This is a genomic window from Cupriavidus sp. 05N39, from assembly GCF_056397325.1.
Genome location: NZ_JBFTNE010000048.1, coordinates 18,123 through 37,969 on the forward strand (window position 1 = coordinate 18,123; position 19,847 = coordinate 37,969).

At 66.8% G+C, this 19,847-nt stretch carries 23 protein-coding genes; 15 read left to right on the forward strand and 8 right to left on the reverse strand.

The genetic code is table 11. The features are described 5' to 3' along the window. Positions 1 to 23: 23 nt before the first annotated feature. Both AC1DN0_RS22525 and AC1DN0_RS22530 read left to right on the forward strand, forming a co-directional pair. Positions 24 to 314, forward strand: a complete 291-nt coding sequence (locus AC1DN0_RS22525) for a DUF4936 family protein (protein ID WP_035867655.1) — start codon at positions 24 to 26, stop codon at positions 312 to 314. Between the two features lie 109 nt (positions 315 to 423). Next, positions 424 to 1,251, forward strand: a complete 828-nt coding sequence (locus AC1DN0_RS22530; RefSeq protein WP_441628596.1) for an NRDE family protein — start codon at positions 424 to 426, stop codon at positions 1,249 to 1,251. Positions 1,252 to 1,282: 31 nt separating this feature from the next. On the opposite strand, the gene AC1DN0_RS22535 is transcribed toward AC1DN0_RS22530, so the two are convergent. Both AC1DN0_RS22535 and AC1DN0_RS22540 read right to left on the reverse strand, forming a co-directional pair. Then, positions 1,283 to 1,765, reverse strand: coding sequence for a hypothetical protein (locus AC1DN0_RS22535; RefSeq protein WP_477146022.1), 483 nt, complete (start codon positions 1,763 to 1,765; stop codon positions 1,283 to 1,285). An 86-nt stretch (positions 1,766 to 1,851) separates the two neighbouring features. Further along, a complete protein-coding gene (locus AC1DN0_RS22540; RefSeq protein WP_441628599.1) occupies positions 1,852 to 2,751 on the reverse strand; it encodes a LysR substrate-binding domain-containing protein in 900 nt (299 codons plus the stop codon). A gap of 216 nt (positions 2,752 to 2,967) precedes the next feature. Between AC1DN0_RS22540 and AC1DN0_RS22545 the strand changes: the two genes are divergently transcribed. Next, positions 2,968 to 4,191, forward strand: a complete 1,224-nt coding sequence (locus AC1DN0_RS22545) for an MFS transporter (RefSeq protein ID WP_441628704.1) — start codon at positions 2,968 to 2,970, stop codon at positions 4,189 to 4,191. On the opposite strand, the gene AC1DN0_RS22550 is transcribed toward AC1DN0_RS22545, so the two are convergent. Continuing rightward, on the reverse strand, positions 4,188 to 4,613 hold the full coding sequence (locus AC1DN0_RS22550) for a GNAT family N-acetyltransferase (protein WP_441628601.1): 426 nt from the start codon (positions 4,611 to 4,613) through the stop codon (positions 4,188 to 4,190). The two genes, AC1DN0_RS22545 and AC1DN0_RS22550, sit on opposite strands and share 4 nt — an antisense overlap. 175 nt (positions 4,614 to 4,788) lie before the next feature. On the opposite strand from AC1DN0_RS22550, the gene AC1DN0_RS22555 reads away from it, so the two are divergent. From AC1DN0_RS22555 to denD, 7 genes are all read left to right on the forward strand, one after another. Then, the gene (locus AC1DN0_RS22555) at positions 4,789 to 5,541 is read left to right on the forward strand and encodes a FadR/GntR family transcriptional regulator (RefSeq protein ID WP_441628603.1); all 753 of its coding nucleotides are present in this window, start codon (positions 4,789 to 4,791) and stop codon (positions 5,539 to 5,541) included. 26 nt (positions 5,542 to 5,567) lie between these two features. Then, on the forward strand, positions 5,568 to 6,464 hold the full coding sequence (gene ltnD / locus AC1DN0_RS22560; RefSeq protein WP_477146023.1) for an L-threonate dehydrogenase: 897 nt from the start codon (positions 5,568 to 5,570) through the stop codon (positions 6,462 to 6,464). A gap of 10 nt (positions 6,465 to 6,474) precedes the next feature. Beyond that, positions 6,475 to 7,779, forward strand: coding sequence for a 3-oxo-tetronate kinase (otnK, locus tag AC1DN0_RS22565; RefSeq protein WP_441628607.1), 1,305 nt, complete (start codon positions 6,475 to 6,477; stop codon positions 7,777 to 7,779). Then, positions 7,776 to 8,414 carry a 3-oxo-tetronate 4-phosphate decarboxylase gene (otnC, locus tag AC1DN0_RS22570; RefSeq protein ID WP_441628609.1) on the forward strand — a complete coding sequence of 213 codons (639 nt, stop codon included), beginning with the start codon at positions 7,776 to 7,778 and terminating at the stop codon, positions 8,412 to 8,414. Before otnK ends, otnC begins: the two co-directional genes overlap by 4 nt. A 151-nt stretch (positions 8,415 to 8,565) precedes the next feature. Continuing rightward, positions 8,566 to 9,909, forward strand: coding sequence for an MFS transporter (locus AC1DN0_RS22575; protein WP_477146024.1), 1,344 nt, complete (start codon positions 8,566 to 8,568; stop codon positions 9,907 to 9,909). A gap of 39 nt (positions 9,910 to 9,948) precedes the next feature. Beyond that, positions 9,949 to 10,731 carry a 2-oxo-tetronate isomerase gene (gene otnI / locus AC1DN0_RS22580; protein ID WP_441628613.1) on the forward strand — a complete coding sequence of 261 codons (783 nt, stop codon included), beginning with the start codon at positions 9,949 to 9,951 and terminating at the stop codon, positions 10,729 to 10,731. 52 nt (positions 10,732 to 10,783) lie between these two features. Continuing rightward, positions 10,784 to 11,761, forward strand: a complete 978-nt coding sequence (denD, locus tag AC1DN0_RS22585; RefSeq protein WP_441628615.1) for a D-erythronate dehydrogenase — start codon at positions 10,784 to 10,786, stop codon at positions 11,759 to 11,761. 90 nt (positions 11,762 to 11,851) lie between these two features. Here denD and AC1DN0_RS22590 read toward each other — a convergent pair whose 3' ends face one another. The 3 genes from AC1DN0_RS22590 to AC1DN0_RS22600 all read right to left on the reverse strand — a co-directional run bounded on the left by AC1DN0_RS22590 (position 11,852) and on the right by AC1DN0_RS22600 (position 14,476). Continuing rightward, positions 11,852 to 12,289, reverse strand: a complete 438-nt coding sequence (locus AC1DN0_RS22590) for a YbgC/FadM family acyl-CoA thioesterase (protein ID WP_441628617.1) — start codon at positions 12,287 to 12,289, stop codon at positions 11,852 to 11,854. A 100-nt stretch (positions 12,290 to 12,389) separates the two neighbouring features. Next, positions 12,390 to 13,376, reverse strand: coding sequence for a tripartite tricarboxylate transporter substrate binding protein (locus AC1DN0_RS22595; RefSeq protein WP_045236343.1), 987 nt, complete (start codon positions 13,374 to 13,376; stop codon positions 12,390 to 12,392). A gap of 131 nt (positions 13,377 to 13,507) precedes the next feature. Then, a complete protein-coding gene (locus AC1DN0_RS22600) occupies positions 13,508 to 14,476 on the reverse strand; it encodes an alpha/beta hydrolase (protein ID WP_441628706.1) in 969 nt (322 codons plus the stop codon). A gap of 287 nt (positions 14,477 to 14,763) precedes the next feature. Between AC1DN0_RS22600 and AC1DN0_RS22605 the strand changes: the two genes are divergently transcribed. The 5 genes from AC1DN0_RS22605 to AC1DN0_RS22625 all read left to right on the forward strand — a co-directional run bounded on the left by AC1DN0_RS22605 (position 14,764) and on the right by AC1DN0_RS22625 (position 17,998). Then, complete coding sequence (locus tag AC1DN0_RS22605; protein WP_441628619.1) at positions 14,764 to 15,912, forward strand: iron-containing alcohol dehydrogenase; 1,149 nt, start codon at positions 14,764 to 14,766, stop codon at positions 15,910 to 15,912. 81 nt (positions 15,913 to 15,993) lie between these two features. Then, complete coding sequence (locus AC1DN0_RS22610) at positions 15,994 to 16,515, forward strand: O-acetyl-ADP-ribose deacetylase (RefSeq protein ID WP_441628621.1); 522 nt, start codon at positions 15,994 to 15,996, stop codon at positions 16,513 to 16,515. A 336-nt stretch (positions 16,516 to 16,851) separates the two neighbouring features. Further along, positions 16,852 to 17,220: a VOC family protein gene (locus AC1DN0_RS22615; protein WP_441628623.1), complete on the forward strand. Its 369-nt coding sequence runs from the start codon at positions 16,852 to 16,854 to the stop codon at positions 17,218 to 17,220. Between the two features lie 194 nt (positions 17,221 to 17,414). Beyond that, entirely contained in the window at positions 17,415 to 17,621 is a 207-nt protein-coding gene (locus tag AC1DN0_RS22620) for a type II toxin-antitoxin system VapB family antitoxin (RefSeq protein WP_441628625.1), read from the forward strand. After that, positions 17,618 to 17,998 carry a type II toxin-antitoxin system VapC family toxin gene (locus AC1DN0_RS22625; RefSeq protein ID WP_441628627.1) on the forward strand — a complete coding sequence of 127 codons (381 nt, stop codon included), beginning with the start codon at positions 17,618 to 17,620 and terminating at the stop codon, positions 17,996 to 17,998. Before AC1DN0_RS22620 ends, AC1DN0_RS22625 begins: the two co-directional genes overlap by 4 nt. A 42-nt stretch (positions 17,999 to 18,040) precedes the next feature. Here AC1DN0_RS22625 and AC1DN0_RS22630 read toward each other — a convergent pair whose 3' ends face one another. Both AC1DN0_RS22630 and AC1DN0_RS22635 read right to left on the reverse strand, forming a co-directional pair. After that, positions 18,041 to 18,751 carry an aspartate/glutamate racemase family protein gene (locus AC1DN0_RS22630; RefSeq protein ID WP_441628629.1) on the reverse strand — a complete coding sequence of 237 codons (711 nt, stop codon included), beginning with the start codon at positions 18,749 to 18,751 and terminating at the stop codon, positions 18,041 to 18,043. 157 nt (positions 18,752 to 18,908) lie between these two features. Beyond that, positions 18,909 to 19,829 (reverse strand): alpha/beta fold hydrolase, encoded by a 921-nt coding sequence (locus tag AC1DN0_RS22635; RefSeq protein WP_441628631.1) that lies wholly within the window; start codon positions 19,827 to 19,829, stop codon positions 18,909 to 18,911. Between the last annotated feature and the right edge of the window lie 18 nt (positions 19,830 to 19,847).

Genomic DNA, 19,847 nt, shown 5'->3' on the forward strand with positions numbered 1-19,847 from the left:
CCAGCCCCGCGCAGGAGACTGTCATGAGCGACCACCTTTACGTCTATTTCCGGGTGCCGGAAGCCCTGGCCGATGCCGCGCTGCCGCATTGGCATCGCTGGATGGAGACCGTTGCCGAAGCCGGCGGAATTGGTGGTACGCTCTTACGCAGGCCCGAAACGCGCGACGGCATGCAGACCTGGATGGAGGCCTATGCCGACGTGCCGCCTGCCTTCGATCTGCTCCTTGATGGACTTTGGCGGCAGAGCGGGCTGCAGGATTTCATCAGCGGCGAAAGGCAGGTCGAGCGCTTTGTCGACCTGGACCAGCTCTGATGGCGGCAGCGGCAGGATCACCGCCCGGTGGTGCCGCGAAAGATGAAACCGTAGTCGTAGTGATTGCAGTCGATGCGGCAATCGCAGTGAACGCAGGAAAGGAAGCGCTATGTGCCTGATTCTGGTGGCCTGGCAATCGCACCCGGACTATGCCCTGGTGGTGGCCGGCAACCGCGACGAATTCTACGCACGCCCGGCCGCGCCCGTGCATTGGTGGGAAGATGCGCCCAATGTGCTGGCCGGCCGCGACCTGGCGGAAGTGATCGGCGAGCCGGGCACCTGGATGGGCCTGGCCGGCGACGGCCGCTTTGCCGCCCTGACCAACTACCGCGCACCGTCCGAGAAACGCACCGATGCCCGGTCGCGCGGCGAACTGGTGGCCGGCTTCCTGCGTGGCGACGGCGACCCCCAGTCCTACCTGGCCGGACTGCAACCTCGCGCCGGCGTCTATAACGGCTTCAACCTCCTGGCGTGCGACCTGCGCGAACTCTGGTGGTACAGCAACCGCGGCGCGGCGCCGCATCCGCAGCGCCTCAGGCCCGGGCTCTATGGCCTGTCCAATGCCTTGCTGGATACGCCCTGGCCCAAGGTGCGCAGCCGCGTCGGCGCGCTCGCCGAAGCGGTGGCAGCCGACACCGGCCAGCCGGGGGCCAGCGCGGAACCCTATTTCGATCTGCTGGCCAATGATCGCCAGGCACTGGATTTCGAGCTGCCCAGCACCGGCGTGACGCCTGAGTGGGAGAAGCTGCTGTCTTCGGCCTTCATCCGCTCGCCTAGCTATGGGACCCGCGCCAGCACGGTACTGCGCGTGCGCCACGATGGCCGCTTCGAACTCAGCGAGCGCAGCTTCGATACCAACGGCCGTACCGGCGAGGTGTCATATCGCGGCCACCTGCGGGTTGCCCGCGACGCCGACTCGGTGCAGGCGCCCCGTTAGGGCACCCCGTCAAGGCGACTCAGCGCAACACTCAGTATTGACGGGCCACCAGCCCTAGCGGACGCAGCGCCGCATTCAACGCGCGGATGGCGCCGGGGTCGTTGCGCACGGCGAGCAGCCAGGCGTCCTCGAAATGCCCGATCTCCAGCAACTGCATGCCGTGCGGCGCAAGCTCACGATTGACGTGCGCCAGGTAGAGGGCCGCCGGCTCCATATCGAAATCGTTGTCGTCGCCGCCCAGCGGAATCCCGTCCTCGTCGTAGAGATCATCGACATCGATGGCCGACACCCCTGYCGCGCGCAGCGTTGCAAGCCGCGCCACGGCTTGCGCGCCCAGCGTGCTGAACTCCCGCCAGTCGACTTGCACCAGGCAATGTTCCGCCAGCCAGGGTTTTAGCCAGGCCGACAGCAAATCTTCGCCGGCAGGCGGATCTCCGGCGGGCGCAGCGGCCAGATCGAGGGCAGGCGTGGCATCGGCAAGAGACTGCAGCAGGCGGGAACGGATTTCGGACATAAGCGGGATAAAGACAACCGGATAACGGCAAAAACAAAGACCGCGATGGTACCGCGCATACGGCGGGATGCAAGTCCTGCCGGGCTTCAGGCCGCTGCCGCCAGCCTGGCCGGCAGCGCGGAACGAACCGCTTCGCTCACGATCGCCGCCAGCCGGGCGGCGGGCGCCTCCAGCTCGGCGTCCTTGCGGTACAACGCCAGCGCCAGCGAGGGCAGTTCGGGCAGTCCGCCTTCCCCCCGCTCCCAGGCCCTGACCGACGGCGGCAAGCCCATGCCGGTGCGGACAGTCAGGCCCAGACCGGCCGCCGCTCCGGCCCACAAGCCACCCAGGCTTGCGCTGCTGAATGCCACCCGCCAGGCAATACCGGCACGATCAAGCGCGGCGGTGCCGGCCGAACGAAAGCGGCACGGTGCCTCGAACGCCACCAGCGGCAGCGGCTCGCTGCCCTGCCACGGCGCGCGCGCGGCGGCGGGGACGATCCAGCGCATCGGCAACACCGCGACCTGCTCCACATGCGGCATCCGCACCCCATCGTCCCAGGCCAGCGCCAGGTCCAGGCGTCCGCCCGCGACGCTATCCAGCAACTCGGCATTGCGGGCCACGCGCGCCTCGATCCGGACCTTGGGATGCGCGCGGGCGAACCGGCCCAGCACCTCGGGCAGCAGCACCTCGCCGAAGTCCTGCTGCAGGCCAAACCGCACCCAGCCCTCCAGCGCTACGCCATGTACGGCGGAGGCGGCCTCGTCGTTGAGATCCAGCAGCCTGCGCGCATAGGCCAGCATGGTCTCGCCAGCCTCGGTCAGCGCCAGGCCGCGTCCCGCCTTGCGGAAGATCGCCGTGCCGGCCTGCTCCTCCAGCTTCTTCAACTGTGCGCTGACCGCCGAGGTGGAGCGGCCGAGACGGTCGGCGGCACGGGCATAGCTGCCTAGTTCCATGCCCACCACGAAGCTGCGCAGCACATCCAGGTCGAAGTTCACCGTAGCCATCGCAAATCATCCTGTTATTTGGGATATTTAGTGAAAAATTATCTGATATTCAGGATCATTCTCGACTGACAGAATCGGAGCGTCAAGGCCACCCGTGCCGCTTACAAGGATGATGCCGTGTCCCGCGCCCGCTCCCCGCTTTCGTTCCCCGTTGTTTCCGGCCCTGCCGGCGCAGCGCTCGCCCCACGCCACGGCCCCGGCCATCGCTGGAAAGTCCTGGCCATCGGCGTGGCTGCCAATGCGAGCTTCGCCGCGGCGTTCTCGGGCATTCCCACCACGGCGGTGCTGATGCGCGCCGGCTACCGGCTCGACAACGCCGCGCTGGGTTTCTGCATTGGCATGATGGGGCTCGGTATCGCGGCAAGTGAAGTGCCGTGGGGCTTGCTGACCGACCGCTGGGGCGACCGCCGGGTGCTGTTGACCGGGCTGCTCGCCACCACGCTGTGGCTGGTGCTGATGGCCGCGTTCATTGCGCCACTGCCGGGGCACGTTCCAGGCCATGCCCTGCTGGCGCTCGGCTTGCTGGTGCTAGGCCTGCTGGGCGGCAGCGTCAACGGCTCCAGCGGCCGCGCCGTGATGGCGTGGTTCCGCGAAGGCGAACGGGGCCTGGCCATGAGCATCCGCCAGACCGCGGTGCCGGCCGGCGGCGGGATCGGGGCGCTGGCCTTGCCGATGCTGGCACAGACGTCTGGCTTTGTAGCGGTGTACGGGACACTGGCCGCGTTCTGCGGGATCACCGTGATCTTTGCCTGGCGCTGGATGCATGAACCGCCGGCCGCCGGAGAACGAGCCGCCTTGCCGGCCAGCGGCATGCCGCCGCCACGGCAAGCCGGGCCCGGATTGTTGCACAACGCGCTGGTCTGGCGGCTGGTGAGCGGCATGGGCCTGATGTGCGTGCCGCAGGTGGCCGTGCTGAGCTTCGCCACGGTCTTCCTGCACGATTTCAGCCAGATCGGCATTGCCGCCGCGGGCTTGTCCGTGGCCGCGGTCCAGGCGGGCGCTGCCGTGATGCGGGTATGGAGCGGCCGCTGGACCGACCGCCACGGCAACCGGCGCGCTTACATGCGCGCCTGCAGCAGGTTGACGTTGCTGGTCTTCGGGGCAGTCGGCGGGCTGGCCTGGCTCTGCACTGCCGCTCCGGTCTGGCACGCCGTGCTCACGCCCATGCTGGTGGCCTGCCTCGTGCTGGGCGGCATTTGCACCTCCGCCTGGCATGGCGTCGCCTTTACCGAGCTGGCCACGATCGCGGGTGCGAGCCGTGCCGGCACGGCACTCGGCCTGGGCAACACCTTCGCTTTTTCCGGCTTCTTCCTGGTGCCGCTGGCGATCCCGGCCATGGCCGCCGGGCTTGGCTGGCCCTCGGTGTGGCTGGCGGCCGGCGTTTGCGCGCTGTTGGCGCGGCCGCTATTCCCCCGGCCGGCCGGAGTTGGCGACGCTTAACCCAGCCGCTTGCGCATTTCTACGTGAGGGATGCCGGCTTCCTCGAATTCCTCGCCAACTTGCTCGAAGCCCACGCGCGCATAGAACGGCGCCGCGTAGCTTTGGGCATTGAGCACCAGTTCGGGATAGCCAAGCTCGGCGGCCTTGGCCATCAATGCGTCCAGCACCATGGCGCCGACACCGCTGCCGCGCGCTGCCTTGAGCACCGCCATGCGGCCGATATGGCCATCCGGCAGCAGGCGGCCCGTGGCCAGCGCGCTGCCGTCCTCGGCCAGCGCCAGCGCATGCCAGCTCGGCTCATCCCATTCGTCCCATTCCAGTTCCACCGGCACGCCCTGCTCTTCGACGAAAACGGCGTAGCGGATGGAGCGCGCGATTTCGCGGACTTCGGACCAGGGGGCGAGGCGGATGGTGATGGTCATGATGGCTCGGATGCGGAAAAGATAAGGATACGGGCGGGCCGCCATGATACTCCGCCCGCGGCGCGCCACCGTTTGCCGCACCGCAGCAAGGCTGACGCGTAGGGGTAACTCCCGATCTGCATTCCTTCCCGCAAATTTGTATGATGACCATATTACCCAATCACCTGAGCGTCCCGTGTTCCAGAAAGTCCCGGCCCGAGCCCTGACAGACACCGTTGCTGAACAACTGCTGGAGAAGATCGAAGGCGGCGCCTTTGCGCGCGGCGCGAAGCTCCCCACCGAGGCGGTGCTCTCCGACGAATTCGGCGTGAGCCGCACAGTCATCCGCGAAGCCATCGCCCGGCTGCGTCACGAAGGCGTGGTGGAGTCGCGCCAGGGCAGCGGCGTCTTCGTCACCGAGCAGGCTGGCATCCGGCCGCTGCGGATCGATTACACCGATGTGGCCACGCTCGAATCCGTGCTGCACATCGTCGAACTGCGCCGCGCCATCGAGGCTGAGGTAGCGGCACAGGCGGCGCGCGACCGCACGGACGCCAGCATGGTGGCCATCGATGCCGCACTGGCCCGCATCGACGCCGAGGAAGCCGCCGGCGGCGACGGCGTGGCCGCCGACGTGGCCTTTCACCGGACCATCGCCGAGGCTACCGGCAACCCTTTCTTCCTCAAGACGCTGGCTTTCCTGAGCCAATACCTGGAAACCGCAACCCGCGTAACCCGTACCAACGAGGCGCGCCGCTCGGACTTCTCGCGCCAGGTGCGCGAGGAACACCAGGCCATTGTTGCCGCCATCCGTGCCGGCGACGCGCTGGCCGCGCGCAACGCGGCGCAGACCCATATGTACAACGCGGCGCGGCGCCTGTCCCTGGGTGGACAGCCCGGCACCGCAGCCGACCTTGCCGAAGCGCCCGCGCGCGGCCCGTCCCACTGATCACCGCCCTCCCGGCAGGAGTCTTCATGAGCAAATCAATTGGCGTCATCGGCCTCGGCGCGATGGGCAACGGCGTAGCGCACAGCCTGCTGCGCGCCGGATTCAAGGTACACGCGTGCGACCTGCGGCCCGAAGTGCTGCAGCGCTTTGCCGACGCCGGCGGCATCCCTTGCGCCAGCCCGGCCGAACTGGGCGGGCAATGCGATGTGGTGGTGACGCTGGTGGTCAATGCCGCGCAAACCGAGGCCGTGCTGTTTGGCGAACGAGGCGCGGCAAGCAGCCTGCGCCCCGGCACGCTGGTGATCGCCAGCGCCACCGTGCCGCCGAGCTTTGCGCAGGCGCTGGGCAAGCGGCTGGGCGAGCGCGGCATTCTGCTGCTGGACGCGCCGGTCTCCGGCGGTGCCGCCCGCGCCGCCAGCGGCGAAATGACCATGATGACTTCCGGGCCGGCCGAAGCCTACGCGCTCGCCGAGGACGTGCTGGCCGCGATGGCCGGCAAGGTCTACCGCCTGGGCGACGCGCATGGCGCGGGCTCCAAGGTCAAGATCATCAACCAGCTGCTGGCCGGCGTGCATATCGCCGCGGCGGCCGAAGCGATGGCGTTGGGCCTGCGCGAGGGCGTGGATGCCGAGGCCCTGTATGAGGTCATCACCAACAGCGCGGGCAACTCCTGGATGTTCGAGAACCGCGTGCCCCACATCCTGGCGGGCGACTACACGCCGCTGTCGGCGGTAGACATCTTTGTCAAGGATCTCGGCCTGGTGCTCGATACCGCGCGCGCCAGCAAATTCCCGCTGCCCCTGTCGGCCGCGGCGCACCAGATGTTCATGATGGCGTCCAGCGCCGGGCACGGCGRCGAAGACGATTCCGCCGTGATCAAGGTGTTCCCCGGCATCGACCTGCCGGGAAAGAAGGCCGACTGAGGACGCCAGCATGACCGCACAGAACGAATCCCCGCGCGCCCTGCTCGGCTGTATCGCCGACGATTTCACCGGCGCCACCGACCTGGCCAATACGCTGGTGCGCAACGGCATGCGCACGGTGCAGACCATCGGCGTACCAGCCGGCGGTAAAGCGCTGCCCGGCGTGGAGCATGCCGATGCGCTGGTGGTAGCGCTGAAGTCGCGCACCATCCCGGCGGACGACGCGATCGCGCAGTCGCTGGATGCATTGCGCTGGCTGCAGGCACAGGGCTGCCGCCAGTTCTTCTTCAAGTACTGCTCCACCTTCGACTCCACGGCCGCAGGCAATATCGGCCCGGTGGCCGAGGCGCTGCTGGCGGCGCTGGGCAGCGACTTCACCATTGCCTGCCCGGCGTTTCCCGAGAACGGCCGCACCATTTTCCGTGGCCACCTGTTCGTAGGCGATGTACTGCTCAGCGAATCGGGCATGGAGCACCACCCGCTCACGCCGATGCATGACGCCAACCTGGTGCGCGTGCTGCAGCGGCAAAGCCAGGATAAGGTTGGCCTGCTGCGCTACGACGCGGTGGCGCGCGGCAGCGCGGCCGTCCGGCAAGCCATTGCAGCGTTGCGCGGCGACGGCGTGCGCCTTGCCATCGCCGACGCCGTCAGCGATACCGACCTGCATACGCTTGGCGAAGCCTGCGCCGAACTGCCGCTGCTCACCGGTGGCTCCGGGCTGGCGCTCGGCCTGCCTGCCAATTTCCGCCGCGCGGGCCTGCTGCCGGCGCGCGCGGACGCCGATCGCGTCGCCCCGGTTGCCGGCCCTGCCGTGGTGCTGGCCGGCAGTGCGTCCAGGGCAACCAATGCCCAGGTGGCCCGGTGGCTGGAGCAACAGCGCCCGGCCCTGCGCATCGACCCGCTCGCGCTGGCCAAGGGCGCGCCGCTGGTGGAGCAGGCACTCGGCCTGATTGCCTCGCATGCGGAGCCGGTGCTGGTCTACGCAACCACCACGCCTGAAGCGGTCAAGGCCGCGCAGGCCGCGCTCGGTGTGGAACGTGCCGGCCATCTGGTAGAGCAGGCGCTGGCCGCCATCGCCGCCGCGCTGAAGGCCCGCGGCACGCGCCGCTTTGTGGTGGCCGGCGGCGAAACCTCCGGCGCGGTGGTGCAGGCGCTGGGCGTGCAAGCGCTGCGCATCGGCACGCAGATCGCGCCGGGCGTGCCCGCCACTGTCACGCTGGAGGCCCAACCGCTGGCGCTGGCCCTCAAATCCGGCAATTTCGGCGGCGTCGACTTCTTCGACGAAGCGCTGCGCCAGCTCGGAGGTGAAGCATGAGCACCGAAGCCAGCCTGCGCGAAGAGATCTGCCGCATCGGCGCCAGTCTCTACCAGCGTGGCTACACCGTCGGCAGCGCCGGCAATATCAGCGCGCGCATGGACGACGGCTGGCTGATCACGCCGACCGACGCCTGCCTCGGCATGCTGGACCCCGCCGCCATTGCCAAGGTGGACAGCGGCGGCAACTGGGTGGCCGGCGACAAACCGTCCAAGACGCTCACCCTGCACCGCGCCATCTACGACAACAACCCGCAGGCGCACGGCGTGGTGCACACGCACTCCACCCACCTGGTGGCGCTGAGCCTGGCGGGCGCCTGGCAGCCGGACGATGTGCTGCCGCCAATCACGCCCTACTACGTGATGAAGGTGGGGCATATCCCGCTGATTCCCTACCACCGGCCGGGTGACCCGGCGGTGGCGGCGCGCGTTGCCCGGCTTGCCCCTGAAGTGCGCGGCGTGCTGCTCGCGCGCCTTGGCCCGGTGATGTGGGAGACCACCGTCTCGCGCGCGGCGTTCGCGCTCGAGGAACTCGAAGAAACCGCCAGGCTCTGGCTGATGTTGAAGGATAAGCCCGACCCGCTCGACGAGCACGCCCTGGCCGAACTGCGCAATACCTTCAAGGCGCGCTGGTAGGCAGAGCACAACCACAAACATAAGCAAAACAGAACGGCCCGGCCGCACGCCCCGATTTCCCCTCGGGCCGCGGCAAGGGCAGCGTTCGCCCTCGGCTTGCCGATCCGGACCGGATCCAGGCCGGCATCAAGCCGAAACAACGGAGACAACCATGAATACTTCCACCCAGGCCGCGCTGACCGGCGCCGGCCAAGACATCGACCGGGGCATCGACCGGGACATCGAAAAGCGCGCCTACAGCAAGGTGTTCTGGCGCATCATGCCCTTCCTGATGCTGTGCTACGTGATCGCTTACCTGGACCGCGTCAACGTGGGCTTCGCCAAGTTGCAGATGGCGCAGGACCTGGCCTTCTCCGAGACCGTGTTCGGCCTCGGCGCCGGACTGTTTTTCATCGGCTACTTCCTGTTCGAGGTGCCCAGCAACCTGCTGATGCACAAACTGGGCGCGCRCATCTGGATTGCGCGGATCATGATCACGTGGGGCATCATCTCGGCGCTGTTCGTGTTCGTGAAAACGCCGGCCACCTTCTACATCATGCGCTTCCTGCTCGGCCTGGCCGAAGCGGGGTTCTATCCCGGCGTGATCCTCTACCTGACCTACTGGTACCCCGCCAACCGGCGCGCCAAGATGATCGCGCTGTTCATGTCGGGCATCCCGGTGGCCGGCATGTTCGGCAATCCCTTGTCGGGCTTCATCATGGACGCCTTCCATGACTACGGCGGCATGCGCGGCTGGCAATGGATGTTCCTGCTCGAAGCCTTGCCCGCGCTGCTGATCGGCGTGATCACGGTGTTCGTGCTCAAGAACGGCATCGACCAGGCGCCCTGGCTGGACGCCGACGAGAAGCGCGTGCTCAAGCGCAATATCGAGGAAGACTCGCGCCAGGCCAATGCCTCGGGCACCGGCCACTCGCTGCGCGCGGTGTTCTCGGATCGCCGCGTGTGGTGGATGTGCCTGATCTACTTCTGCTTCGTCACCGGACAATACGCGCTGACCTTCTGGATGCCCACCCTGGTCAAGACCAGCGGCGTGAAGGGCAACCTCAATATCGGCCTGCTCAGCGCCATTCCCTTTGTCTGCGCCATCGTGGTGATGAACTTCCTGGGCCACAGCGCCGACGCCCGCCGCGAGCGCCGCTGGCACCTGATCGTGCCGGCGCTGATGGGCGCGGTGGGCTTTGCCATTGCCGCCTCGTTTACCCACAATACGGTGGTGGCCATCGCCGCGCTGTCCCTGGCCGCCGCCGGCGTGCTGACCTGTGCCCCGCTGTTCTGGTCGCTGCCCACCGCCTTCCTGTCGGGCCTGGCCGCCGCCTCCGGCATTGCCGTGGTCAATTCGGTGGGCAACCTGGCGGGCTTTGTGGCACCGTACATGGTGGGCTACCTGACCGACCTCACCCATAGCACGCAGTCGAGCATGTATGTGCTGTCGGCCATGCTGGTGCTTGGCGCCGGGCTGGTCTGGCTCACGCCGGGCAAGCTGGTCAACCGCTAAGCCAAGACACAAGAACCACCCTTTCTCCTGGAGCACCGCATGCCGCGCTTTGCCGCCAACCTGTCGATGATGTACACCGAGCACGCCTTCCTGGACCGCTTCGCCGCCGCGGCGGCGGACGGTTTCAAGGCCGTGGAGTACCTCTTCCCCTATGAACATCCCGCTGCCGAGATCCGGGCTCGCCTCGATGCCAACGGGCTGACCCAGGCCCTGTTCAACGCGCCGCCGGGCGACTGGAACGCCGGCGAGCGCGGCATGGCGGCCCTGCCGGGACGCGAGGCCGGTTTTCGCGATGCCTTCGCCCGCGCGCTGGAATACGCGGCCGTGATCGGCAACGACAAGGTCCACGTGATGGCCGGCCTGGTGCCCGCCGGCGCCGATCGCGCGCGCCATCGTGCCTGCTACCTGGAGAACCTGGCGCACGCCGCCCGTGCCGCCGCCGCGCAAGGCATCACCGTGCTGATCGAGCCCATCAACGCCCGCGATATGCCCGGCTATTTCCTCAACCGCCAGGACGACGGCCAGGCCATCTGCAAGGAAGTCGGGGCGGCCAACCTGAAGGTGCAGTTCGACTGCTACCACTGCCAGATCGTGGAAGGCGACCTCACCGTCAAGCTCAAGCGTGACTTTGCCGGCATCGGGCATATCCAGATCGCCGGCGTGCCCGAGCGGCACGAGCCGGATCTGGGCGAACTGAACTATCCGTACCTGTTCGATGTGATCGACGGGCTTGGCTATGACGGCTGGATCGGCTGCGAATACCGGCCGCGCGCCGGCACCTCGGCGGGGCTGGGCTGGCTCAAGCCTTACCTGAAGGGCTAAGCGCCCGCTTGCGGCACGAACCAATCAACTGCAAGACAACTGGAAGATCAAGATGCATGTACTGATCACGGGCGGCGCCGGCTTTCTCGGCCTGCAACTGGCCCGCCTGCTGCTCAAGCGCGGCACCCTGGACATCGACGGCAAGCCGGCCGCCATCGAAGGCCTGACCCTGCTCGACGTGGTGGCCCCGCCCCCGCTGGACGACGCACGCGTGCGCGTGGTCACGGGCGACCTGTCCGACCCCGCGGTGCTGGCACAGGCCGTCGATGCCCGTACCGGCGCGGTGTTCCACCTGGCGGCCGTCGTCAGCGGCCAGGCGGAAGCGGATTTTGAGCTGGGCATGCGCGTCAATCTCGACGCCGCCCGTGCGCTGCTGGAAACCTGCCGCGCGCAGGGCCATCGGCCGCGCGTGGTGTTCACCAGTTCGGTCGCCGTGTATGGCGGCACCCTGCCCGCCGTGGTGCAGGACGATACCGCGCTCAACCCGCAATCCTCATACGGCGCGCAAAAGGCGATTGGCGAGCTGCTGCTGTCGGATTACAGCCGGCGCGGCTTTGTCGACGGGCGCGTGCTGCGGCTGCCGACCATCAGCGTACGGCCGGGCAAGCCCAATGCCGCGGCATCGTCGTTCGCCAGCGGGATCATTCGCGAGCCGCTGGCTGGAGAGGCGGCCAATTGCCCGGTGGCGCCGGACACGCCGCTGTGGCTGCTGTCGCCGCGCGGGGCCATCGCTGCGCTGGTGCGCGGCATGGAAATCGATGGCCTTGATTTCGGCGAGCGCCGGACCGTGAACCTGCCGGGGCTGTCGGTAACGCCCAGGGAGATGGTGGCGGCGTTGCGGCGCGTGGCCGGCGATGCCGTGGCGGATCGGGTGAGCTGGGAGCGCGAGGCGCGCATCGAGAATATCGTCGGCACCTGGCCCGCCGCGTGGAACACGGCGCGGGCGCTGGCGCTGGGGTTCCAGGGGGACGCGGATTTCGATGCGGTGATCCGGGCCTACATGGAGGATGCCGGTATCGCGGCGCGCTGAGTTTCCAGGCGCCTTTTCGAGCGGCGCTGGCGTGCACGCAGGCCAGCGCCGCCGCTTAAGCAACCACCGCGCAGCCGGGAGCCAGCCGGCTCAGGCGTCCGGCTTCACGGCCTCATAAGCCGTGATCGTTTCCCGTACCGGCCCGGGAACCGGCGCCGATTTCTTCGTGGCCGGGTCCGCGCACACATAGACGATCTCGCCGGTAATCAGGTGCTCGTCGCCACGATACATCTCCACGCGGAACAACATGCTGGAGCGGCCCAGACGTGCGATACGCCCCCGGATTTCCAGCATGTCGTCGAAGCGCGCGGACGCGTGATACTCCAGCGTGGACTTCACCACGAAAATATCAACGCCATGCGCGTGCAGCACGTCCTCCGGATACCGGATCCCCAGCGCACGCCAGTACTCCGTCACGCAGATATCGCAGTAGGTCAGGTAGTGCGCGTTGAAGACGATCGACTGCGGATCGACCTCAGCCCAGCGCACGCGCAGCGGCATGCTGTGACGGAAATCTTCCTTTGCCATGACGGCGTTCCCCTTGATTGCCGGCCGAAAACCGGCCCGATATGAAAACGGCGCCAGCCCCTGACAGGGCGGCGCCGGCTCAAGGCAGGCTATGCCCTGCTTATTGCGGCTTGTTCAGCCCCAGCTTGTCGATAATGGCCTTTTCCTTCTTGACCGTATCCGCCGCAAACTTGGCATATTGCTCGCTGCTCATGTAGTAAGGCTCCATGTCGAACTTGGCCAGCGCATCGCGGTAGTTCTGCATTTCCATGGCCTTCTTGAAGCCGTCATGCAGCTTCTTGACGATCTTCGGATCGGTGCCCTTGGGCGCCACCACGCCGAACGGCGAGGTCTGCACGATGCCCAGGCCCAGTTCCTTGAGCGTCGGCACATTGGGGAAGCGCGCCGAGCGCTTCTCGCCCCAGGTCGACAGCAGGCGCAGCTTGCCCGATTCCACGTACGGCGCCCAGGCCGGGGTATCGGCCACCGACATCACGTGACCGCCCAGCAGGGCCTGCATGGATTCCGAGTTGCCCTTGTACGGGATATGCGAGAACTGCACGTTCTGCTTCATGGCCAGCTCTTCCATGGTCAGGTGCAGCGTGGTCATCGAACCCGGCGAGCCGTAGGTCAGCTTGCCCGGGTTGGCCTTCGCATAGGCAATGTATTCCTGCATGGTCTTGATTGGCGAATCCGCCGGGACCACCAGGCCGAACGAGTAGCCGGCCAGGTTGATCACGTAGGACAGGTCCTTGACCGGGTCCCAGTTGATCTTGGTGGTGTACGGCAGGCGGTAGACCGGCATCGCTACCTGCGCCAGCGTGTAGCCGTCAGGCTGGGTCGACTGCATCAGCTGGGCGGGCAGCACGCCGCCCGCTCCCGGCTTGTTCTCGATGATCACCGGCTGGCCGAAGATCTTGGAAGCGTTTTCCGCCAGCACGCGGAACGGCAGGTCGGTGGAGCCCCCGGCGGTATAGCCGATGATCAGGCGGATCGGCCGTTGCGGGAAATTGTCCGCCTGCGCCAGGGCCGGCGCGCTGGCCAGGCCGAGGGTTGCCGCGGTAGCGGCGAGCGCGCCCGCATGGGCGAGGAATTGGCGGCGATGCATGAGTCTCTGTCTCCTGTTGCTATTGCAATTGCTACTACAAGTACAAGTAATGCACTACTGGTAAAGCCATCAAAACCGGGGGTTCTGCGACCGCTTCGATCCGGCTGCCGGCGGTGTCCGGCGAGCCGCGCTCATCCGCCATCGAAGACGATGCGCAAGGCGGCGACCGCGTCGCCATGGGCGCCGGCCACCGCCGGGACGAAGCGCCCCAGCTTGAAGAAATCGTGGATCATGCCCGGGTAGTCGGCCAGATGCGCCGGCACGCCCGCGGCGCGCAGCTTGGCCGCGTAGGCCACGCCTTCGTCGTGCAGCGGATCGTAGCCGGCCACGGCGATCCAGGCGGGACAGCAGCCGTGCACATTGGCGCCCTGGCCGCCGCCATCGAGCGGGGCGAAGCGCCAGTCGTCGCGGCTGGCTTCGCTGTCCAGGTATTGCGCGAAAAACCACTGGATCATCGGCGCCGTCAGCAGGTAGCCCTCGGCCAGCGCGCGGTGCGACGGCATGTCCTGGCGGGCGCACGTGCCGGGGTAGATCAGCATCTGCAGCACCGGCGCCAGGCCGAGATCGCGCGCGTGCACCGCGCAGGCGCTGGCCAGCGTGCCCCCCGCGCTGTCGCCGCCCAGGGCGATGCGGCTGGCGTCGGCACCCAGGCGCGCGGCCTCGTCGAACACCCACTGCATCACGTCGAAGGCATCGTTCGCCGCGTGGGGGAATTTCCACTGCGGGCCCAGGCGGTAGTCCACCGACAGCACCATGCAATCCGCCTGCGCGCACAGCAACCGGCACAGCGGATCATGCGAATTGACGCTGCCCACCGTGAAGCCGCCGCCGTGGAAATACAGCAACAGCGGCAGCGGCTCGGTCCAGTTGGCCTCGCGTGGCGCGTACAGGCGCACCGGGATATCGTAGCCATCGCGCGCGGCCACGCTCAGGTTTTCCACGCTGTGCACGGGCTGCGGCGCGATATCCATGATGGGCGCGCTCTTCTCGTAAGCGATCTTGGCGTCGGCCGGATCCAGTTCGTGGATGGATGGGCGCTTGACCCGTCCGATCAACTCCAGCAGTGCCGCCACCTGCGGGTCGAGCGGGGCCGTGGGCATGCCGGACATGGCAGGCGCGGGCTGGGCGGACACGGAGGCAGACGGAACAGCGGACATGAAAGACGGTCAGTGTAGTGGCAACGAACCTTCGGCAAACCGAAGCGCCGGCCGCTCTGGCATGCCGGATGTTCGAATTGTGAACGATCGTTCGATTTTAGTATGATTCCGTATGTTTCGGCAGCAAAGCCTATGAAATTTAGCCGGGGCTGGCCAGATCGGCAGGTTTTGCGCGATCATCGGCCATCGTCAGAAGAAAATAAAACCCCTCACCGACGGAGACAGCATAGATGGCCTTCATTTATTACCTCACCCATATCCACCTGGATTTCGGCACGATCGGCCAGCTCAAGGCGGAGTGCGAGCGCATCGGCATCCGCCGCCCCCTGATCGTGACGGATAAAGGCGTGGTCGCCGCCGGAGTAGCCCAGCAGGCCATCGACGCCCTGGGCGGCCTGCCGCACGGGATCTTCGACGAAACCCCCTCCAACCCGACCGAGGCGATGGTCAAGAAGGCCGCCGCGCAATACCGGGAAGGCGGCTGCGACGGACTGGTGGCGGTGGGCGGAGGCTCCTCCATCGACCTGGCCAAGGGCATTGCGATCCTCGCCACCCATCCCGGCGAGCTGACCACCTACGCCACCATCGAAGGCGGCAGCGCCAGGATCACCGAGCGCGCCGCACCGCTGATCGCCGTGCCGACCACCGCGGGCACCGGCAGCGAAGTCGCGCGCGGCGCCATCATCATCCTGGAAGACGGCCGCAAGCTCGGCTTCCACTCCTGGCACCTGCTGCCCAAGTCCGCCATCTGTGATCCGGGCCTCACGCTGGGCCTGCCGGCCAGCCTGACCGCCGCCACCGGCATGGATGCGATCGCGCACTGCGTGGAGACCTTCCTGGCACCCGCCTTCAACCCCCCCGCTGACGGCATCGCGCTGGACGGCCTGGAACGCGGCTGGAAGCACATCGAACGCGCCACGCGTGACGGCCAGGACCGCGAGGCACGGCTGAACATGATGAGCGCGTCCATGCAGGGCGCCATGGCCTTCCAGAAGGGCCTGGGCTGCGTGCACTCGCTGTCGCACCCGCTGGGCGGCCTCAAGGTGGACGGCAAGACCGGCCTGCACCATGGCACCCTGAACGCGGTGGTGATGCCGGCCGTGCTGCGCTTCAACGCCGACGCGCCCAGCGTGGTGCGCGACAACCGCTACGCCCGCCTGCGCCACGCCATGGGCTTGCCCGCGGATGCCGACCTGGCCCAGGCCGTGCATGACATGACGGCGCGCCTCGGGCTGCCCACCGGCCTGCGCCAGATGGGCGTCACCGAGGACATGTTCGACAAGGTGATCGCCGGTGCGCTGGTGGACCATTGCCACAAGACCAACCCGAAAGAGGCCAGCGCCGCGGATTATCGGCGTATGCTGGCGGAATCCATGTAAGTGCCGCGGCGGGCCGGCAGCACAGGTGCGCGGAACAGCCGGGGCGGTCCAGCTTTATCCAACCAGCACGGAGAAGAGGTCATGACAGGGGAACACCTGCAGGTCTTGCACGGAGACATCACCCGCATGGAAGTCGACGCCATCGTCAATGCCGCCAATAGCGGCTTGCTCGGTGGCGGCGGCGTCGATGGCGCCATCCACGGCGCCGGCGGCCCCGCCATCATGGCCGCCTGCCGCGGCATCCGCGAAACCAAGGGCGGCTGCCCCACCGGCCAGGCGGTGATGACCACCGGCGGCCTGCTGCCCGCGCCTTACGTCATCCATGCGGTCGGTCCCGTCTGGCAAGGGGGCGGCCACGACGAAGACGCCCTGCTCGCCAGCGCCTATCAGGCGAGCATCGCGCTGGCCGCGCAGCACAAGCTACGGACCATCGCCTTTCCCAACATCAGCACCGGCATCTACGGATTCCCGCGCGAGCGGGCCGTGGATATTGCCATCGAGGCAGTGCGCAAGGCGCTGGCGGCGGCCCCCAGCATCGAGCAGGTCAGTTTTGTGTGCTTCGACGATGAGAATTACCGGCTGTACCGGCATCGGTTGAGTTGATCGCGTTGCGTTGATCGCGTTGAGCTTCGGGCCACGCCGGCGGTGCTTGCCGCAACGTGGCCGAAGCGATTTCAGGCAACCGGGCATCGGGCGCTGGCGATTCCCGGTTGGTTGCATGGCCAGCAGGTGAACCTGCGGTTTGCCAGAGACAATTTCGGGCACGAGTCCATTGCCCACCACCAGCGCCCACCTGCATGCGGAAGATGATGCCCGGCGCGTGGCCGCGCAGATGCGGCACCGGATTGGCTGGACCAGCAAGCCGCAAGCAATATCCGCGCGCTCGTAAGGGTTCAGCGTGGGCTCCGCTTGCACATACCTCGTCCCGGAGATTGCGACATGGCCATCCAGCTCAACCACACCATCGTCTTTTCTCATGACAAGAAGGTGTCCGCCGACTTCCTCTGCGAGATCCTCGGACGTCCCGCTGCCGTGCCGTTCGGGCCGTTTCTTGCCGTACGGCTGGACAACGAAGTCACCCTGGACTTCATGGACGCGCAAGGCGATGTTGCCCTGCAGCACTATGCCTTTCTGATCAGCGACGTCGAATTCGGGCAAAGCCTCGCCCGAATCCGCGCGCGCAACCTGATGTACTGGTCGGACCCATACCGCCGCCGCCCCGGCGAGGTCAGCACGGACGATGGCTGCCGCAGAATCTATTTCGAAGATCCGAGCAAGCATCTCCTGGAAATCTTCACGAAGGGATAAGACGCATGCGCATCGAGAGGAAGTGGCGCGACGACTGCCACGGGCTTCGGCATTCCGCGGCATCGCGCTTCCCGTGAGAAGCCGCCACGACGAAGTCCGCCGCGTGCAACAGCGGAAAACGCCAGCTTCGAGCGCCTTGCCGAGATGCTGTTATTGGTGCAAATTTACATCAACTTTGAGGCAAGGAGCACGTTATGCGCACTACCGTCATGATCGACGATGCCCTCTATGAACAAGCGCTAGACGTGGCCGACCCCAGCATGGACAAATCTGACCTCTTTCGGGAGGCGATTAAGACGTTCGTCCGGGTACAAGCGGCCAAGCGCCTCGCGGCCCTCGGTGGTACCGCTCCAGACATGCAAGATGTGTCGCGTCGCCGTACGGGGCCTCAAGCGAAATGAGCGTACTCGTCGACACTTCGGTATGGGTAGATCATTTTAGGAACCGCAATAACGCACTGGTCAATTTGATCCTGTCAGATCAAGCACTGACCCATCCTATGGTCGTGGTTGAATTGGCTTTCGGGACGCCTCCGGCACCACGTACCCGGACACTCGGGGACATCGGACTGTTGCAGCCTGCCCAGCAGGCTAGCCTTGCAGAGGTAATGGCGTTTATCGAACACGAGAAATTGTATGGGCTAGGTTGCGGCCTGGTAGACGTCTCATTACTGGCTTCCACTCTGATCACACCAGGCGCGCAGCTATGGACACTGGACAAGCGTCTCGACGATTTGTCGGAGCGTTTTGGTGTGGCGCATCGCCCCAAGCTTCACTAGGTGCAGGCTCCCGAAACGTCCTCTCCCTCCCCCGTGCCTGGTCTAGCGCGTGGCCACCGCCCCCTCCAGCGCCCATCCCACCGCCGCCTGTGCATGCAGCGCAGTGGTATCGAACACCGGCAGCGCCACATCATCCTGCCCGATCAGCAACGCAATCTCGGTACACCCCAGGATCACCCCGCCCACGCCCCGGGCCTGCAAGCCATCGATGATCCGGCGGTACGCATCCCGCGAGCCGTCGCGCACGATGCCATGGCAGAGTTCGTCATAGATGATCCCGTGGACCAGCGCACGGTCCGCGGCCTCCGGCACCACCACTTCGATACCATGCTTCTCCTGCATGCGGCCGCGATAGAAGTCCTGCTCCATCGTGAAGGCCGTGCCGAGCAGGCCGACCCGCGTGATGCCGGAGCGGCGCAAGGCCTGCGCGGTGGGATCGACGATATGCAGGAAGGGAATGTCGAGCGCGGCTTCCAGGGCCGGCGCCACGCGGTGCATGGTATTGGTACAGAGCAGCACGAAATCCGCTCCCGCCGCCTGTACCTGCAAGGCGGCCTGCTGCATGCACTCGCCGAGTTCGTCCCAGCGTTGCGCGTGCTGCAGTGCCTTGATCTGCTCGAAGCTCACCGTGACCATGACACTGCGCGCGTTGTGATGGCCGCCCAGGCGCTGCTTCATGTCCTGGTTGATCAGGCGGTAGTACTCGGCCGAGGATTCCCAGCTCATGCCGCCGATCAGTCCGATCGTCTTCATCTTGACCTTCCTTGCGCGCACCGGCGCTGTCGAATCCGGTCAATGTAGCAGCCGGCGGCACGCTGCCCCATGCACAGTGCGCCGGTTTCCCACCGGGCCAGCGCTGCGGCAAACGCCTGACGCGGCTGGCCGGAAAGGCAGCCGCGTCAGGCGCGGTTCAGGGCAAGGCGCTGCGGATCAGCAGGTTGATGCGCTCCGGTTGTTCGTGGATGACCCAGTGCGTGCCGTCCGGAATGCGTTCCAGCCGCATGTCCGGGACGAACTTATCCAGGCCATCCAGCAGGCTCCTGGGCAGCGCGGTATCGCGCTCGCCCCAGATCACCAGGGTCGGCACCCTTACCGTAAATGCCGCGGGGTCCAGCTTGGAAATATCGGGCGGCGTTTCGCCGGGACCCGGCGGATGCATCGGAGAGGCGCGGTAATAGTTGACGCCGCCGGTCAGCGAGTGCGAGCCGCCGGCGCCAGGCTGCGACCAGGCAGCGTGGTATTTCTCGCGTGTCTCGCCGGCAAACCAGGGCGCGGGCTGCTTGCCGCCTCCGGTCAGGAAACTCTCCAGCCTGGCGAAGCCGTCGGCCGCCAGCGCGTCTTCCGATCCCGGCGCGCGCAGCCAGTTCATATAGGCCGAGGCTTCCTGCTGCTGCGGATCGCTGGTCAGGGCCCTGGCAAACACGTAAGGATGCGGGGAGTTGATGATGACGAGCCGCTCGACCATCTTCGGAAACTGGATGGCCAGGTTCCAGCAGATCGCCCCGCCCCAGTCGTGCGCCACCACCACGCAGTGCGAATAGCCAAGCGCATTGATGAACTGCACCAGGTCTTCGACAATGTGGCGCGGCCGGTAGGATTCCACGTCGGCGGGCTTGCTCGACAGGTTGAAGCCGCGCAGGTCCGGCGCCACCGCGTAGTGGGTCTTGCCGAACTCGGCGAGCTGCTCTTCCCATTCGTACCAGAATTCCGGGAAGCCATGCACGAACAGCACCAGCGGCCTGCCGCGCTCCCCCGCGCTGGCGTAATGCAGGCGCGTGCCGTTGGGTAAGGTGGCGTACTGCAGATGGCGAATGACTGCAGGTTTGGTCATGGAATCCTCCCTTGCCGC